Genomic DNA, 14,916 nt, shown 5'->3' on the forward strand with positions numbered 1-14,916 from the left:
AAGTCGCGCCTTGGACACGCACGCCCTGTCACAGGTTCCGTTCGCCGGTCACATGTCAGTTCCTGGGGGCAATCTTCGTGTTGTTCGAACACGAAGACTTTCTGGGGAGACGGACATGTCGCTGAAGGGGATTGCGCAGGAGACGGTGGGAATCGTGGAGCGGGGCGAGTACATGGCGCCGTCCGGGCGGCCGGTGCGGTTCCGCGAGCAGGTGGAGCAAGCCCTGCGCGGGACGGTGCTCTACCGGCCCGGAGACTTCGCGCGGCTGCCCCGGCCCGAGCCACGCGTGGGCGGCTCCGCACCGCGCATCGAAGTCACACCCGAGAAGACCGGCGCCGCCGCGCGCCGCTGCGTGGAGGTGGAAGGTGTGGCGGACCTCGTCGCGCTCAACTTCGCGTCCGCGAAGAATCCAGGCGGCGGCTTCCTGGGCGGAGCGAAGGCCCAGGAAGAGGACCTGGCGCGCTGCTCGGCGCTCTATCCATGTCTGCTCACGCAGCGCGAGTACTACGACGCCAACCGCGCGCAGTCCTCTCCACTGTACACGGACCACGTCATCTACTCACCCCAGGTGCCCTTCTTCCGCGACGAGGGACTCACGCTGCTGGAGAAGCCCTTCAGCGTGTCCCTCATCACCGCGCCCGCGCCCAACGCCGGTTCGGCGGAGCGGAATGCGCCGCACCTGTTGCCCCGCATGGGCGAGGCGCTGCACGCGCGGGCCCTCAAGGTGCTCCAGGTGGCGGCGCACCAAGGTCACCGCACCGTGGTGCTGGGCGCATGGGGCTGCGGCGCCTTCCGGAACAATCCCCTCGACGCGGCGGATGCCTTCGCTCGAGCCCTGGACGCGTTCCCAGGCGTCTTCGAGCGGGTGGTGTTCGCGGTGTGGGAGCGGGGAGGGGACGGACCCAACCTGCGAACCTTCCGCGAGCGATTCGCCTGACGCGACGACTTCGTGCGTGTCGTTGCTCCTCTGCGCCGACTTGTCACGATGTCTGGGAGTTGACTAGAAGTCCGCCCCCTATGTTCCGAAAGTCTTTGTCCCTCATGCTTCTCCTCGGCGCGCCCATCCTCTTCGGCGCGTGCTCCGACGAGCCCTCAGCGGCGCTCGTCATCGACCGGAAGTCGTTCGACTTCGGGGATGTGGAGGTGGGGACGGTCACCGTCGAGCAGCTCTTCACGGTGCGCAACGCTTCGCCACAAGACGTGGAGTCGGTGTCGGTGTCCGTCGAGGGCTCCGAGTTCTTCTCCATCACCTCCAACACCTGCGAGAAGTACCTGGCCGCGGGCATGGAATGCGAAGTGCGCGTGAGGTTCGCACCCCTCCTGGCCGGCACGCACGCCTCGCGCCTCAAGGTGACAGGGGCGGACTCGGTGAATCCGGCGGAGCTCCAGGGCACTGCCTTCGTGTGGGTGGACGTGACCTCCATGCCGCCGGGCACCCGCGTCGTGGCGGGGGATGACTCCTTCACGTGTACCCAGCCGTGCAGGCACGCGGTGCGCACGACGGAGCTGACCCTGTACGCCGGCCCGGAAGGGTTCCCGACGTGGAGCAAGGCCTGCGCCAATGCGCCCCGCGGCGGTTGCCTGCTCCGCCTGGATGCGTCGAGGTCCGTCGCCCTGGTGGCGTTCTCGCCTCTCTATCAGTGGGAGGTGCTGCGCAGCAGCCCGCCCATGACCGTGGCGCCGCTGGCCGACGGCAACATCGTCGTGCAGGACGCCCTGGGGGTGACGTCGCTGGACAGGTTCGGATATGAGCGCTGGTCAGTCCCCGTCAGCTCCATGTCGAAGCTCGTCGTCACCAGCGACTGGTACCTCTCGGTGCTGAGCTACAACGGTACGGTGACCCAGTACGACGGCGACGGGCGGGTGCGGTGGACGTACACGCCGCCCCAGCAGTCCTCGAGCGAGGGGCACGTGGTGGCGGACGTCTTCGGTAACACCTACGTGCTGATGACGCAGGGGAGCCATGACACCGCGCTGGCGATGAAGCTCGTCGCGCTGTCGCGCGAGGGCGTCGAGCGGTGGAGCACCGTCATCAGTGAAGCTCAGCTCAACTTCCCCTTCGGCTTGGGCGTCATGGGGGACGGGAACTCCGTCTACGTGGGCGGCACCGCGTACAACCGGGGCACCAACCCACAGGACCTGGTGTTCGTGAAGCGCTTCATCCGGAAGCTCACCCCTGTTGGGGGGACGCAGTGGACGAAGGAGGGCAGCTGGGGCGCCGTGGCCTTCACCCTCTCGGGTGAGATGGTCTCGTTCATCAACAACGGCACGCCGCCGGGAGGCTTCATGGCCTCGTGGTTCGACTCCGCGGGCAACGTGCTGTGGAATACGCAGACGTCACCAGGCCAGGGGCCGGGCCAGGTCGACGCGTACGTTTTCCCCTCCAACTTCAACCTCGCTCCCAGGTTGCTCCTCGGCGGCCATGAGGTGGGTCCCGGCACCAATGTCTACACCTACGGCCGGGGCTGGTTCGCCGATATGGGCGACAGTTCGAAGCTGGCTCCGGGGCCCATCACATACATCGACTCGCCGCTTGGAAATGGGGCCTGGGTCAGCACCCTGGCCTATGCGGACCTCGATCGTCATGTGGTGGTGGGCGGCGGCTTCGGCACTCTCTCGGAACCGGCGGGGGGCTTCATCCGCCTGTACGACCCCCGCACGCTCACGATGGAGCGGTGACGCCTCCGGTTCAGCTGGGACTGGGGGGCCCGGAGAGGGGCCGCGCCTGGAGGAAGTCGATGAGGACGTCGCGGAAGGCGGACACCTTCCGCGGCGCGTGCTGGGCGCGGGGGTGGAGCATGGTCAGGGACGTGGTGGACAGCGTGTAGCGCGGCATCACGCGGACCAGCTGCCCGGAGGTCACGTTCGCCAGGGCGAGGAAGGAGGGGAGCAGCGCGATGCCCGCGCCCGCCTTGGCCGCTTCACGCAGGAAGAGCATGTCGCCGTCCGGACGGCTCGCGGTGGATGCGCCCGCGGTCCCGGGGGCGACCTCCGTGCCCGTCCTCCTGGTGCACGGCGCGAGGGATCCGGTCATCCCCGTGCGGTTCTCCGAGGAGGCCGCCCGGGAGCTCGAGGCGCGCGGAGCCCGCGTCCGCCTGCGGTTGTTCCCCTCGCTCGCGCACGGCGTGGACGCGGCGGTGCTCGACGAGGTCCAGCGGTTCCTGGCGGACACGCTGCCTGCTGACTGAAGTCAGACAGGGCAGGGGCAGATCCTGGGATGGCACGGGCGTCCGGCGCTAGGCTGCCCGGCATGGATTCCCCGCCCGAAGCCGACCTCTCCACCGATGAATTGTTCGCCCGCACGCTCCAGGGCGGCGAAGAGGACGAGGGCGCGTGGAGGGCCATCTGGCAGCTGCACTACCGCGGTGGGGAAGAGGTCTTCCAGCGGGCCGCGGCCTGGCTCCAGTCGCCCTCGCCGAAGGAGCGGGGCCGCGGCGCGAACGTCCTCTCCCAACTGGATTTCCGGCACCGGTCCAGGGAGCGCATCGCCCGCTTCCTGGACGCGCTCCTGCCGGCGCTCGCGAAGGAACAGGACGCCGCCGCGTTGGTGGCGATGACCGCCGCCCTGGGCCACCTGGGCGCTGATCGCCGCGGGCTGCCCGCCCTCCTTTCCCTGCGGGAGCACCCCAACGCCCAAGTCCGGTTCGGCGTCGTCATGGGGCTGTCACGGTTCCGGGACGCCCAGGCGCTCCAGGCATTGATTCAGCTCTCCCGCGACGCCGACGACGCCGTGCGCGAATGGGCCACGTTCGCGCTCGGCTCCCAGGCGCGGGAGATGGACACGCCGGAGCTGCGCGAGGCGCTGGTGGATCGGCTCTCCGAGGCCCACGTCAAGATTCGCGGGGAGGCCCTCTTGGGATTGGCCCTGTGCAAGGACGCGCGAGTCCTCGAACCGCTACGGCGCGTGCTGGAGGGGCCCGTGGTCACCACGCTGGACGTGGAGGCGGCCCAGGCACTGGAGGACGTCTCGCTGCTCCCCCTGCTGCTGGGGCATCGTGAGGCCTGCGACGAGGAAGACGACGACCCCGAGTTCCGCGCGGCCCTCTTCGAAGCCATCCACGTCCTGGAGTCCCTTTCCCGCTGACGGTCGTCACACTTCGCGCCGTCGCCGTTTCGTGACAAAGCGGACTAGCTGGAAATAATCAGAAATCTGCACATATCCGAGCCTCAGGTTATAGGGCGCACCGCGGGGCATTCCGGGTCCAATGCCGGGGTGCTCCTGCTTGTGATTGACGCCTGTATCAAAGGACTCCACACCATGTTGCTCTCCCGCGCCGACTCCGTGCGTGCCCTTCGGGGCGCGTTGCTGTCCTCCCTGTTGCTTGCTCCGAATGCCTTCGCCGCCGACGGGGCCCCCGCCTCGCTCACGACGAGCAGCGAGGATGTGCACTGGGGCTACGACCAGACCCTGAGCCCGGAGCACTGGGGCGAGCTGCCGGGCGACGCGGTCTGCGCGCAGGGCGAGGCGCAGTCGCCCATCGCGCTGGTGACGGCGGGGGCCGCCCACCCTCACCTGGACGTTCCCAGCTTCCACTACGCCACCAGCCGCGTGCGCATGCTCAACACGGGGCACACGGTGCAGTTCACCTACGACGGCGGCAGCACCGTCCGGGTGGGGGCCAGCGAGTACAAGCTGGCGCAGTTCCACTTCCACACGCCCAGCGAGCACACGAAGGACGGCGTGGAGTATCCGCTCGAGCTGCACCTGGTGCACACGGACGCGAATGGAGCTCCCGCGCTGGTCGTCGGAGTCCTCATTGAGGAAGGCGCGGTGAACGCGGCCCTGTTCACGGCCTTCCGGCACCTGCCCCGGCACATGGGGGAGGAGAGCGCGCCGGCGGGGGCTCTCCTCAACGCGAGCGCGCTGCTGCCGCGCGACAAGGCGTTCTTCCAGTACGCGGGTTCGCTGACCACGCCCCCGTGCACGCAGGGGCTCCAGTGGTACGTGATGAAGCAGCCCATCCAGATGTCCGACGCGCAGATCGCCGCGTTCGAGCGGCTGCCGCACCTCAACCCGAACAACCGCCCCCTGCAGCCGCTGAACGGGCGCACGGTCAGCGCGCACTCCGGGCGCTGAAGTCCAGTCGCTCCCGCGACTTTTCGCCGCGCCGTAGGTTGGTCCCCATAGGCAACGCCATGAACGCAGGGCGTACCCACACGGATGGCGGCTCACCTCACACGGGCTCCAGGTCCGCCTCGGTGATGAGCCGCGCCGGAGTGTCCGTCACCGCGTCGAGCAGGAAGGATTGCCATCTGGCGATCGCATAGCCACCGTATCCGTTGCGGTTGAGGTAGGCCTCAATCGCAACGGCCCGCTCCAGCGCTTCGGCGATCTGCCAGCGAACCCCACTGGGAGGGATGCTGGCGCCTTCGCGGATACTGCTCACCTCGAAGGAGATGTTCGAGCCGAGCAGCGCCGGATCCCCTCGGAAGACGCGTGCGACACGCCCTTCAACGACGGCCTCTCCGAACACTTTCGAGGGAAGCACCACGCGGTCAATCTCAACCTGGACGTGGAACTCCGCATCCAAGGCGGCTTGGGTGTAGTCGTCGGGAAGTAGCATGCCCCCAGGCTACTCCGCTTCCGGGGCCGGTGGCGCCTTGAGGACGTCGGTGATGCGCACGTGGCGGGGCTGGGCCTGCACCCGCTCGAACCAGGCGCGGATGGCGGGATAGCGGCCCAGGTCGAACCGGCCCTCTTCCGCCACGTGCGTGTACGCATACAGCGCGATGTCCGCGAGGCTGTAGTGCTCGCCCGCGAAGAAGGGCCGCTTGCGCAGCTCGCCCTCCATGATGTCGAGCGCGGCGTAGCCCTTCTGGATGCGCTCCTCCAGCTCCTTCTCCTTGCCGGAAGGGACACCGAAGAAGGTGAGCCACGCCCGGGCCACGGCGATGTAGGGCTCGTGGCTGTACTGCTCGAAGAACATCCACTGGAGCATTCGCGCCCGCTCCAGCCGGTCGGAGGGAATGAACGGCGTGCCCTCGGCGAAGTACCAGAGGATGGCGTTGGACTCGGCGAGGAAGACACCGGGCTCAAGCTCCACGGTGGGGGTCCGGGCAATGGGGTTCATCGCCTTGAACTCCGGCGTGCGCGTCTCTCCCGCGGAGAGGTCCACCTCCCGCGTCTCGAACGGAATCTCGAGCTGATGCAGCAGGAGGCGGACCTTGTAGCAATTCCCAGAGGGGTTGAACTGGTGGAGCTTGATCATGGGCGGTAAGTCTATGACATTTCGAATAAAGGCGAACGCGGTCCAACCGATGAGGGGCGCATGGAGCAAACCGGCCGGAAGAAGAGGGTGGGGCGCGGCATGACCCTTGCGATTGCATTATTGGCGAGTGCTGTCCTCGGGGCCGCAGCGCTCCTGGTCAATGAGCTGAGAGACCCCTGGGCGCAACCCTGTGATTCTCTCAGATGCAACATGAGCTGCCTTCTCGTCGAGGGAAAGATGCCCAGCCACAAGTGCATCTATGGGGAATGCAGCTGCAGCCACTGAGGCCATGGTTTGTAGGGATTGTGGATGTCTCGCGTTGGCTCCAGGGGCGCCACGCCGTCGCGAAGGGATTGGGGGCGGTTCACGGAGAGTGGCGTAGACGGTCACGCCGAGCCTACCGCCATGTACGACGCGCTGGCTGGAGCCGCGCGCCTACACGCTCTCGTAGAGCTTCAGGCAGCGCTGTGCCTCAGCTTTGAAGTCCGTCCTGGGCGACTGCCGCTCCTTGTCCTGCGGGTAGGGATGCTTGCCCCGTGACGCATCGAGGAGCCCCGCCGTCTTCTGGAGCATCGCGTCCAAATCCGACTTCCGGATGCTCTGCAGCAACTGAAGGGTGTTCTTCCAGAGCTTCAAGAGGAACTGCTGCTCTTCGGTCGTGGTGACCCCATTGATGCGGGGGAGGAGATCGATGAGCCGGAAGAGCGCCTTCAGGAACCGGCGGCGGTAGGCCGGCTGTCCCAGCGCCTGCATGACCGAATTGGCGTACTTGTTCTTGAGGGTCTCCTTGACCTTCTTGTCCTCTCCCAGGGACTGCTTGTGGAGCCGGTCCAACTCCTGGCGCTTTCCCTCCAGCCGGGTCGAGAACCCGGTCGACGAGGACTCGTCGTAAGGGGCCTCCATGAGCAGCGATTCAATGTGTGAATGCCACATCACGGGCGTTGGCTCGGCCTCCACACGCCCCTCGGCCTGGGCGCTGAAGACCTCGTGCACCGCGGGGTCCACCTGGCCGTAGACGACCGCGAGCTTCCGGGTCGCGCCGAACTCCGCCAGCAGCCCCGCGCACATGAAGCAGGGTTCGAGGGAGGTGTAGACCCTGCAGGATTCCAGCTCCTCGCGCATCCCGTTCCGGAGCTCCTGCGTCAGCAGCTTGAGGGTGCTCGTCTCGGCGTGAATGCACGCGCTCTCGTCGATTCCCCAGCTCAGGAGGTCTCCCGCCTCGGACACCAGCAGGGCGCCCACGGTGTGGGGCTTCTCACCATCGAACAACTCCGAGCCCAACACGAACGCGGCGAGCAGGAAGATGTCGTCGAAGAGCTTCTTGCCCGTGGGGGAGAGCTTCTCGTATCCGCGCGTGGAGCCGCTCCGGATGACGAAGTCCCGTGCATCCGCCCGGGGCAGGGCATTGACATACTTCTTCTTGGGCTCGGCTTTGATCGCCTTGCAGACCTTGCTCTCCGGGTCGTCCTTGCCGTTCTCCGAGGCCACGGCCTTGGGCTTGTTGGACACGGTGGGGTCCGCCTTGAAGGCCTTGAGGAGGCCCTTGCGGTTCTCCTTGCTCGGCTGCATGAGATAGAGGACCTGCGCCTCCCAGTCCCTGCAGATGAGCCGGTCGTCCCGCGCCGTGAGCTGCTGGATGCTGATGCCCAGGTCGGACTCCGTGGGCCAGTAGTTCAGATACAGGTAGCAGCCCTTGATCTTGTCCCAGACCTTCGCGACGCCTGAATCCCCATCCAGGACGTTCTGGACCACGTTGACCAGTGGGCTGTGGCCCAGCAGCTCCTCGGAAGCATCGAACGCCAGGAAGTAGAGACCGCTCTTGGGGAAGACCAGCATCGCCGCGGGCTGGCCCTCCGCCAGCTTGTCCAGCCGGATCATCGCCTCATGGTGATAGGTGTACTTGTCCTCGATGGTGACCCCGCGGCCCCCCATCTTGACGAAGTTTTGACCCACGAACTCCCGCTGAGAGTGCAGCGCGCGAATCGTCTTGGTGAACTGGTAGCTGCTCTTGTCCGTCGGGGTGAGTCGCGCCAAGTCCCTGTTGGGAAGGAACGAGGCGATGTGACTCTGGATCTCGAAGGGGAGCGTCTGGGCGAGAGGATTGCCTTCGCCAAACTCGATGACCTGGCCGAAGCAGGAGCAACGCGGATTGTTGCAACGACTGCTGACCAGCGGTTTGCAGCACTTCCAGCAACTGAATGCCATGTCGTGCCTTCTGGAGGAAGCGGGGAAGAGGGGGGCAGAGCCTACGTTGGATGCCGACCAGGCCCCCAGGAGCTTCCTCAACTACAAGATCCGCGTCACCCCGGGTAATTGGGGGCCGTGAACTGGTAGTCGTCGGACCCCACCTTCTGGAGGAAGCGGTTCGGGTGGGCATCTTGTACGGGCCGTAGCGTCACCACGTTCGGAGCTTGGGGCTCCGAGCGGATGATTCGCCCGAGCCCGAGCATTGACACCTTGGCACTCGCCAGCAGGTGGGAGCGCCCGTTGATCGTGACCAGCACGTCCTGGGTGGTCCTGTGAAGGTCCAGGAGCCTCGCCTTCATGAAGGGTCTCCACGGACCTTCGGTCGCTCCGCAGCCTCTGGCGTGCACGCTCATCGCCTACCTCAACGGCGGGCAAGGTGCGTCGGCCACCCCCAGCCTCTCGCTGCCGGCGCCGACTCAACCTGGGACTTATACACTTCGCGCCGCCATCGATTCGTGGAGCGGCTCCTCCTCCCGCAACCCGCAGGAAGGTTGGAATTGAGGGGGCCAGGCCGCAGCCATCGTCGGTGAGGTTCAGGTCAACTGATCGCGACAGTGGAATTCAGGGCTGCAAGTGCGTGAGTCAAGGCCCTGCGTTTCCGAACGGAGACGCGGGGTCTTTTTTCATCCACCGCTTTGGGCAATGGACTCTCAGTGCGGGTCACAATCCGGCGGCGCCTCCGATGCGGCGAGCCGGATACAGTAGCGGGGATGTCCCGCCCTGGTGCCCGCGATCCCCATGTCCCCCTGGCGACGGCTGATGTGTCCACTGCCGCGGATCCGAAGCCGCGCGGGCAGCGACCCTTCGCGCGCCTCGTTCCCGCGCTGACCATCGTCTCCCACACGCACGCCACCCGCATCGGCGAGCGGCTGCTGCTGCACGGGCTGCTTGCCGGCCGGGAGGTCACGCTCTCCCGAAACTCGCCGGACTTCACCCGTCCCGGCGAGCCCCTGGGCCTGCCGCTGGGCGATCCCTTCATGAGCCGCAAGCCGCTCCTGTTCGCTCCCGCGGGCGAGGGCATCCGACTCATCCCGGCCGACGGGGGGCGCTGCACCTGCGCGGGCGAGCCGCTCGACCGCGGCCGGGAGTTCGGCCCGGAGGAGCTGGCGCGGGGAATCCCGCTCGAGTTCACCGGGAGGGTGGTGCTCCTGCTGCACCTGACCGCGCTCCCTGAAATGGACGCACCCACCTCCCTGGGCATGGTGGGCGAGAGCACCTCCCTCCGCCTCATCCGCAGGGACATCGGGCGTGTGGCCGACCTGGACGTGCCCGTCCTGATTCGCGGCGAGACGGGCACGGGCAAGGAGCTGGTCGCCCAGGCGCTCCACGCGCGGAGCCGGCGCGGCGGACGCTTCGTCAGCGTCAACCTCGGCGCCATCCCCAAGGAGCTGGCCGCCGCGGAGCTCTTCGGCAGCGTCCGGGGCGCCTTCACCGGTGCACAGCGCGACCGCGACGGCTTCTTTCGTGCGGCCGAGGGCGGCACGCTCTTCCTCGACGAGGTGGGCGAGGCCTCCCCCGAGGTGCAGGTCATGCTCCTCCGGGTGCTGGAGACAGGGGAGCTGTACCCGGTGGGCGCCAGCACCCCCGTGAAGACAGACGTCCGCCTCGTCGCCGCCACGGACGCGAATCTGGAGGCCCAGATCTCCGAGGGACGCTTCCGCGCGCCGCTGCTCCACCGGCTGGCCGGCTATGAAATCCATCTGCCCCCACTGCGTGAGCGCCGGGAGGACATCGGTCCGTTGTTCCTCCACTTCGCCCGCCAGGAATTGGAGGCGCTGGGGGAGGCCCACCACCTCACCCCAAGCGATCCCTATGCCGAGCCGTGGCTGCCGGCGGCCCTGGCGGTGCGGCTGTTGCTACACCCGTGGCCCGGGAACATCCGCCAGCTGCGGAACGTGGCCCGGCAGCTGGTCATTGGCAGCCGGGGACAGCCCTGTCTGGAGTTGGATCCACGCCTCGCCCGGGAGCTGATGCTTCCCGTGGCGCCGCCGTCTCCAGTCCGCGCTCCCGAGCCGGAGCCCACTCCGGAGCCCACGGCCCGCCGCAAGTCCACCGAGGTGGGCGAGCCGGAGCTGCTCGCGGCCCTGCGCGCGCACGGCTGGGATGTGAAGAAGGCGGCCCAACACCTGGGGATCGCCCGCTCCTCCATCTACGATCTCATCGAGCGCAGCCCCAGCATCCGCCTGGCCGGGGACCTGGGTGTGGAGGAACTCATCCGCTGCTTCCACGCGTGCCAGGGCGACCTGGACGAGATGGCGAAGCGCCTGGAGGTCTCCAAGCGGGCCTTGAACCGGCGGGTCAAGGAACTGGGCCTGGTGCCAAAGCACTCCTGAGCCTGTGGCGGCATGCTGGCCCATCGTGTGCAAATGGCGAGCACCTGCCCCGGTACACCGCCGGGGACGACCCCGGAGAACATCATGGCAACCACCAGGTTGGCGAAAGGCAAGAAGCCGTCCCAGAAGACAGGCAGGGTGACACGGAAAATCGCCGCGATACCTCCACAGCCGCAGGTGATTGATTTCTTGCTCGACTCTCCGTCTCGTCTCAGGGTCAAGCATCCCATCACGATCAACGTCAGGCAGACGCTCCTCTTTGTTGTGTGGACCCCCTCGAAGCTGTCTGCCATTCGTGCTCCTAGAATCACGTGGACGCGGGGGCCCTCGGTCGATCGAGCAGTCATTCAATGTCGGCGGGTCGCCAAGACACCCCAGCTCAACGCCTACGTGGGGGCGTTCACGCCGGAGGTGCCGGGTTGCCACGAATATCAGGTGAAATTGTTCGACGACACGGCGGAAGGGCCCAGGGTCGCCACCGGCACCATCGAAGTATCAGGCGGCGGCGAGCCCGACGGCACGCGCGCTAAGGGCCCCCGCCGGGCCGCCGTGCGGCGGCGAGCAGCCCGCTCCACTCGTGGCTGAGGTTTGGATTGATCGCGAGCGCCTGGGTCAGTTCCTCCAGCGCCTGGTTTTGCCAGGTGAGCCTGTCCCCGGGCCTCGCGGTCTCGTCCAGCTCCAGGCGGATGCTGGCGCGGAGTGCCCGCGCCACGGGCCAGTCCGGCCGGGCCCTCAGCACCTGCTCGGCGAGTTCGAGCCCCCGCTGGAACCGGGGGCCGTCCTCATGGCCCGCGCGCTTCTGTTGTCCCGCCCAGAGGCGGTAGAAGCGGCCGGCCTCCAGGCGATACCCAGGGTCGTCAGGGGACAGCGCGATGGCTTTCTCGAAGGACTTCGCCGCTTCTTCCATGGCCCCGGGCGGGAGTGGCCCATGCCGCTCCTCCCATCGGGCCTGGAGCGCCTGCGCCTTGCCGAGTTGGAGCCACAGCTCCGCGTCCCGCGAGTTCTGCTCCATGGCCGCATGGAGATCCTCCCGGGCGCGCGCGAGTTGGGCGCCAGGGGATCGCGCGTGCTCCACCTCGAAGCGGGCCTGGGCGACGCGCACCGTGCCCACGAGGCCCCGGAGCCAGGCGGCGCCCGGCATCCGCTCACGACCCTGTTCGAGGACCTCCTCGGCCTCACGCGCGCTCGGGCGAGGGTCTTCCCCCCGCGCGAGCAGGTAGTCGCAGCGCCTGGCGAGCAGGGCGCCCAGATTGGCGTAGCCGAAGCCCTGTCCGGGGGCGACCGCGATGGCCTGTTCGAAGCTGGCTCGGGCCTGCTGGAGCACTGGCAGGGGATCTCCTCCCCGATTCCATAGCTCCTCGGCCCGCAGGAGGAGCGCGATGCCCATGCCGTTGTGGAGGTGGGGGAGGCTCGGGTTGATGGCGAGCCCCCGCTGGTACTGCTCCAGGGCGAGCTCCAGCTCCAGCCGGGAATCCTCACCGCGAGCGTACCGCCGCCGGGCCCATTGCTCGTGGACCTGGCCCGCGTAGAAATACGGCACCACGTGCTGGGGATTGAGCGCGCGCGCCTGCTCGAGCGCCTCCGCGGCCTTCTGGAGATCCTGCTCCGGCTCCGCGTTTCGCGGCAGCGATGCCCGGGTCAGCAGCGTGCTCCCCAGGTTGATCCAGTCTTCCGGAATGGGGTCAATCGCCAGGGCCGCCCTGTAGGCGCGAATGGCCTTGTCCCGGTTGCCCTGTGAGGCCACCCCCAGCTGATCCTCGTAGTCGGCCCATGTCTTGAAAACCAGGCCGGAGTCAGCGTGGCAGGCGCGATCCCGGTCCGCCTCGGGGATGCTCTCGAACAGCGCGGCGGCCTTGCCCAGCAGTTCTCGCGGATCCTCTCCCTTCTCGAGCCGGTAACGCGCCTGGAGCCAGGTGCTCCGCGCCAGGGTGTACGTGGCCTCCGAACGCGCGGGGTCCACGGCACGGGCACGCTCGGCGGCCTCCAGGGCCTTGGCGAGGGGCTCCGCGCCAGCGCCTCCCTGGGTGAGCCGATGTTCGGCCAGACGGTGATTCACGCGCGCCATGCGGATCAGGCACGCAGCGTCGTCCGGCATCGCGGTGAGGCAGCGCGACAGGGCCTCCAGGGCCCGCTGGTAGGCGGGCATCACCTCTCCCTTGCCATACAGTTCCACCACCATCGCGCTGTTCTCCAGCCCGGCCCAGGAACGGTACACGGACGGGTCGCTCTCGGCGGTGGCCGCGGCGGCGGCGAAGGAGGTGCGGCCAGACTCGAAGTCGTTCCGGGCGCCCTCAAGGTCTCCCGCGTTCCATCGCGTGAGCGCCCGGGCCTGGAGGATGTCCCCGCGCAGCAGGGGCACCTCATGGAACCAGGGCACCCGGCGGCTGGCGTTCTGCAGCAGGGAGAGTGCGTCGTCGAGGCGACCCTCGTAGAAGGCAACCAGCGCCGACACATATTCCACCGACGGCATCTGGGCGCCCCGGCTCTGCCGGAGCCAGGCGAGCGCCGGATCGCGGTAGCGGCGTTCCGCGTCACGCGTCGAGGACTCTCGCTGCTGTGGGTTGCGCAGCCGCTGTGCCTCCAGGAGCTTCTGCTGGTAGAGCCGCCCGGTCACCAGGGCGAGCGCGTACGCGGCCCGCGGATCATGAAAGCCGTTGCTCCAGGCGGACTCGAGCAGTTCGGCGGCCTTCGTCTCATCCCCCAGCGCGAGGTAGCCGCGTCCCAGCGCGTAGTGTCCAGGGCCCAGGGCTCGTGGGCCGGCGCGTTGGATCTCCGCCTCCAGCTCCGCCATGCGCTCCTTGATGGCCTGGCGGTCCTCGCGCGTGTCATGCAGCCGCGAGAGCGAGGAGTAGCGCACCATGGACTCGATGTGGCTCACCAGCTCGGTGAACCGCTGGACGGTCCGTTCGCGCTCGGCGGCCTCACGGCGCCCCAGCGCGCCCCATCCCAGTGCCACTGCCACGGAGAGCAACGCCGAGGCGCTCACGGAGGCCAGCAGCCGGTATTTGCGCAGCCGCTTGCGTACGCGGTACCCGAAGCCCGTGCGTGCCAGGACGGGCTCGCCGCCGAGGAAGCGCTCCAGGTCCTCCGCCAGGGCGCGTGCCGAGTCGTAGCGAGCGGAGCGGTCCTTCTCCAGGCACTTGAGCGCGATGGCCTCCAGGTCCGCCGGGACATCCGGGTCCACCCCGCGCGGCGGCCGGGGCTCCACGGTCGCGATGTTGTTGAGCACCTCCAGACCGTTGTCGCCGGGGATGGGCGCCTGTCCGGTGAGCAGGAAGTAGAGGCTGGCGCCCAGGCTGTAGACATCCGCGCGGCGGTCGAGCCGGCTCACCTCGCCGCGGGCCTGCTCTGGGGCCATGTAGTGGGGCGTGCCCAGCACCGCCCCGGAGGCCGTCACGGATTCGTTCCACTCGCGTGCCAGGCCGAAGTCCATCACGTAGGGCCTGGGCGTCCCATCCTCGGCGCGCTCGACCATGATGTTGGAGGGCTTGATGTCCCGGTGGATGAGCCCCACGCGGTGGGCTTCGTGCACGCCCAGGGCGGCCTCGCGAAGCACCAGGGCCTTCTGCTCGACGGTGAGCGCGCGCACCAGGGCGCTCAGCGGCTGCCCGTCGATGTACTGCATGGCGATGAAGACCTTCCCGTCGACGTGGCCGACCTCGTACACCTGGCACACGCGCTCATGCTTCACCTTGGCCTGGGCACGGGCCTCGGAGATGAAGCGGCGGGTGTGCGCATCGTCGTCGTCGCGGACGAACTTGAGGGCCACCGGGCGGCGCAGCCGCGGATCATCCGCCAGGAACACGCGCCCCATGCCGCCCTGTCCGAGGAACCGCACGAACTGGTAGCGGTCCCAGTGGGGGAGGGGAAAGGCCGGAGTGCGGGCCTCGGTCGGGGCAGGCTCGACGGGTCTGTGTTCGGGCGTGGCCGGGCCTTCCTTCACGAGCGAGGTCAGGGTCTCTTCGGAGATCCGGCCCCGCTCACGCAGCAGCTCCAGGGGGCTTCGTCCCAGGCGCAGCGCCTCCTCGAGCAGGGCCGCTGACTCCTCGCGGGACAGGATGCCCTCGTCGAGGGCGAGCCATATCTGCGTCTCGTAGCCGTGGTGCATTGGAGGGCATCGTACCCGG

Annotated in this window: 12 protein-coding genes; 6 read left to right on the plus strand and 6 right to left on the minus strand. The window is 68.1% G+C overall.

Features of this window, described 5'->3' with window-relative positions; translation table 11 throughout:
- Positions 1–115: 115 nt before the first annotated feature.
- Entirely contained in the window at positions 116–937 is an 822-nt protein-coding gene (locus GTZ93_RS07150) for a TIGR02452 family protein (protein ID WP_139919378.1), read from the plus strand.
- A gap of 104 nt (positions 938–1,041) precedes the next feature.
- Entirely contained in the window at positions 1,042–2,679 is a 1,638-nt protein-coding gene (locus tag GTZ93_RS07155; RefSeq protein WP_161662692.1) for a choice-of-anchor D domain-containing protein, read from the plus strand.
- Between the two features lie 10 nt (positions 2,680–2,689).
- Here GTZ93_RS07155 and GTZ93_RS07160 read toward each other — a convergent pair whose 3' ends face one another.
- A complete protein-coding gene (locus tag GTZ93_RS07160; protein ID WP_161662693.1) occupies positions 2,690–2,938 on the minus strand; it encodes a LysR substrate-binding domain-containing protein in 249 nt (82 codons plus the stop codon).
- Here GTZ93_RS07160 and GTZ93_RS07165 point away from each other — a divergent pair.
- The 3 genes from GTZ93_RS07165 (at position 2,937) to GTZ93_RS07175 (ending at position 5,077) form a co-directional block, all read left to right on the plus strand.
- Positions 2,937–3,188, plus strand: a complete 252-nt coding sequence (locus GTZ93_RS07165; protein WP_161662694.1) for an alpha/beta hydrolase — start codon at positions 2,937–2,939, stop codon at positions 3,186–3,188. The two genes, GTZ93_RS07160 and GTZ93_RS07165, sit on opposite strands and share 2 nt — an antisense overlap.
- A gap of 62 nt (positions 3,189–3,250) precedes the next feature.
- Positions 3,251–4,084, plus strand: a complete 834-nt coding sequence (locus GTZ93_RS07170; protein WP_139919382.1) for a HEAT repeat domain-containing protein — start codon at positions 3,251–3,253, stop codon at positions 4,082–4,084.
- 174 nt (positions 4,085–4,258) lie between these two features.
- Positions 4,259–5,077, plus strand: coding sequence for a carbonic anhydrase (locus GTZ93_RS07175; protein ID WP_139919383.1), 819 nt, complete (start codon positions 4,259–4,261; stop codon positions 5,075–5,077).
- A 97-nt stretch (positions 5,078–5,174) separates the two neighbouring features.
- On the opposite strand, the gene GTZ93_RS07180 is transcribed toward GTZ93_RS07175, so the two are convergent.
- The 4 genes from GTZ93_RS07180 to GTZ93_RS07195 form a co-directional block, all read right to left on the minus strand.
- Positions 5,175–5,564 carry a hypothetical protein gene (locus tag GTZ93_RS07180; protein ID WP_139919384.1) on the minus strand — a complete coding sequence of 130 codons (390 nt, stop codon included), beginning with the start codon at positions 5,562–5,564 and terminating at the stop codon, positions 5,175–5,177.
- Positions 5,565–5,573: 9 nt separating this feature from the next.
- The gene (locus tag GTZ93_RS07185) at positions 5,574–6,209 is read right to left on the minus strand and encodes a glutathione S-transferase family protein (RefSeq protein WP_139919385.1); all 636 of its coding nucleotides are present in this window, start codon (positions 6,207–6,209) and stop codon (positions 5,574–5,576) included.
- A 435-nt stretch (positions 6,210–6,644) separates the two neighbouring features.
- Positions 6,645–8,414, minus strand: coding sequence for a cytidine/deoxycytidylate deaminase family protein (locus GTZ93_RS07190; protein ID WP_139919386.1), 1,770 nt, complete (start codon positions 8,412–8,414; stop codon positions 6,645–6,647).
- Positions 8,415–8,509: 95 nt separating this feature from the next.
- A complete protein-coding gene (locus GTZ93_RS07195) occupies positions 8,510–8,755 on the minus strand; it encodes a hypothetical protein (RefSeq protein ID WP_139919387.1) in 246 nt (81 codons plus the stop codon).
- A gap of 411 nt (positions 8,756–9,166) precedes the next feature.
- Here GTZ93_RS07195 and GTZ93_RS07200 point away from each other — a divergent pair, with 411 nt between their 5' ends.
- Positions 9,167–10,789: a sigma 54-interacting transcriptional regulator gene (locus GTZ93_RS07200; protein WP_139919388.1), complete on the plus strand. Its 1,623-nt coding sequence runs from the start codon at positions 9,167–9,169 to the stop codon at positions 10,787–10,789.
- A gap of 526 nt (positions 10,790–11,315) precedes the next feature.
- Here GTZ93_RS07200 and GTZ93_RS07205 read toward each other — a convergent pair.
- Positions 11,316–14,897 carry a serine/threonine-protein kinase gene (locus tag GTZ93_RS07205; RefSeq protein ID WP_139919389.1) on the minus strand — a complete coding sequence of 1,194 codons (3,582 nt, stop codon included), beginning with the start codon at positions 14,895–14,897 and terminating at the stop codon, positions 11,316–11,318.
- Positions 14,898–14,916: the final 19 nt, after the last annotated feature.

The sequence above is a fragment of the Corallococcus exiguus genome (assembly GCF_009909105.1).
In the GTDB taxonomy this organism is placed as follows: Bacteria; Myxococcota; Myxococcia; order Myxococcales; family Myxococcaceae; genus Corallococcus; species Corallococcus exiguus.

Coding starts and splice junctions, on each gene's coding strand:
- GTZ93_RS07175 (WP_139919383.1), top strand. CDS start 4,259: ATGTTGCTCTCCCGCGCCGACTCCGTGCGTGCCCTTCGGGGCGCGTTG.
- GTZ93_RS07160 (WP_161662693.1), bottom strand. CDS start 2,938: ATGCTCTTCCTGCGTGAAGCGGCCAAGGCGGGCGCGGGCATCGCGCTG.
- GTZ93_RS07190 (WP_139919386.1), bottom strand. CDS start 8,414: ATGGCATTCAGTTGCTGGAAGTGCTGCAAACCGCTGGTCAGCAGTCGT.
- GTZ93_RS07195 (WP_139919387.1), bottom strand. CDS start 8,755: ATGAAGGCGAGGCTCCTGGACCTTCACAGGACCACCCAGGACGTGCTG.
- GTZ93_RS07200 (WP_139919388.1), top strand. CDS start 9,167: ATGTCCCGCCCTGGTGCCCGCGATCCCCATGTCCCCCTGGCGACGGCT.
- GTZ93_RS07185 (WP_139919385.1), bottom strand. CDS start 6,209: ATGATCAAGCTCCACCAGTTCAACCCCTCTGGGAATTGCTACAAGGTC.
- GTZ93_RS07205 (WP_139919389.1), bottom strand. CDS start 14,897: ATGCACCACGGCTACGAGACGCAGATATGGCTCGCCCTCGACGAGGGC.
- GTZ93_RS07180 (WP_139919384.1), bottom strand. CDS start 5,564: ATGCTACTTCCCGACGACTACACCCAAGCCGCCTTGGATGCGGAGTTC.
- GTZ93_RS07155 (WP_161662692.1), top strand. CDS start 1,042: ATGCTTCTCCTCGGCGCGCCCATCCTCTTCGGCGCGTGCTCCGACGAG.
- GTZ93_RS07170 (WP_139919382.1), top strand. CDS start 3,251: ATGGATTCCCCGCCCGAAGCCGACCTCTCCACCGATGAATTGTTCGCC.
- GTZ93_RS07150 (WP_139919378.1), top strand. CDS start 116: ATGTCGCTGAAGGGGATTGCGCAGGAGACGGTGGGAATCGTGGAGCGG.
- GTZ93_RS07165 (WP_161662694.1), top strand. CDS start 2,937: ATGTCGCCGTCCGGACGGCTCGCGGTGGATGCGCCCGCGGTCCCGGGG.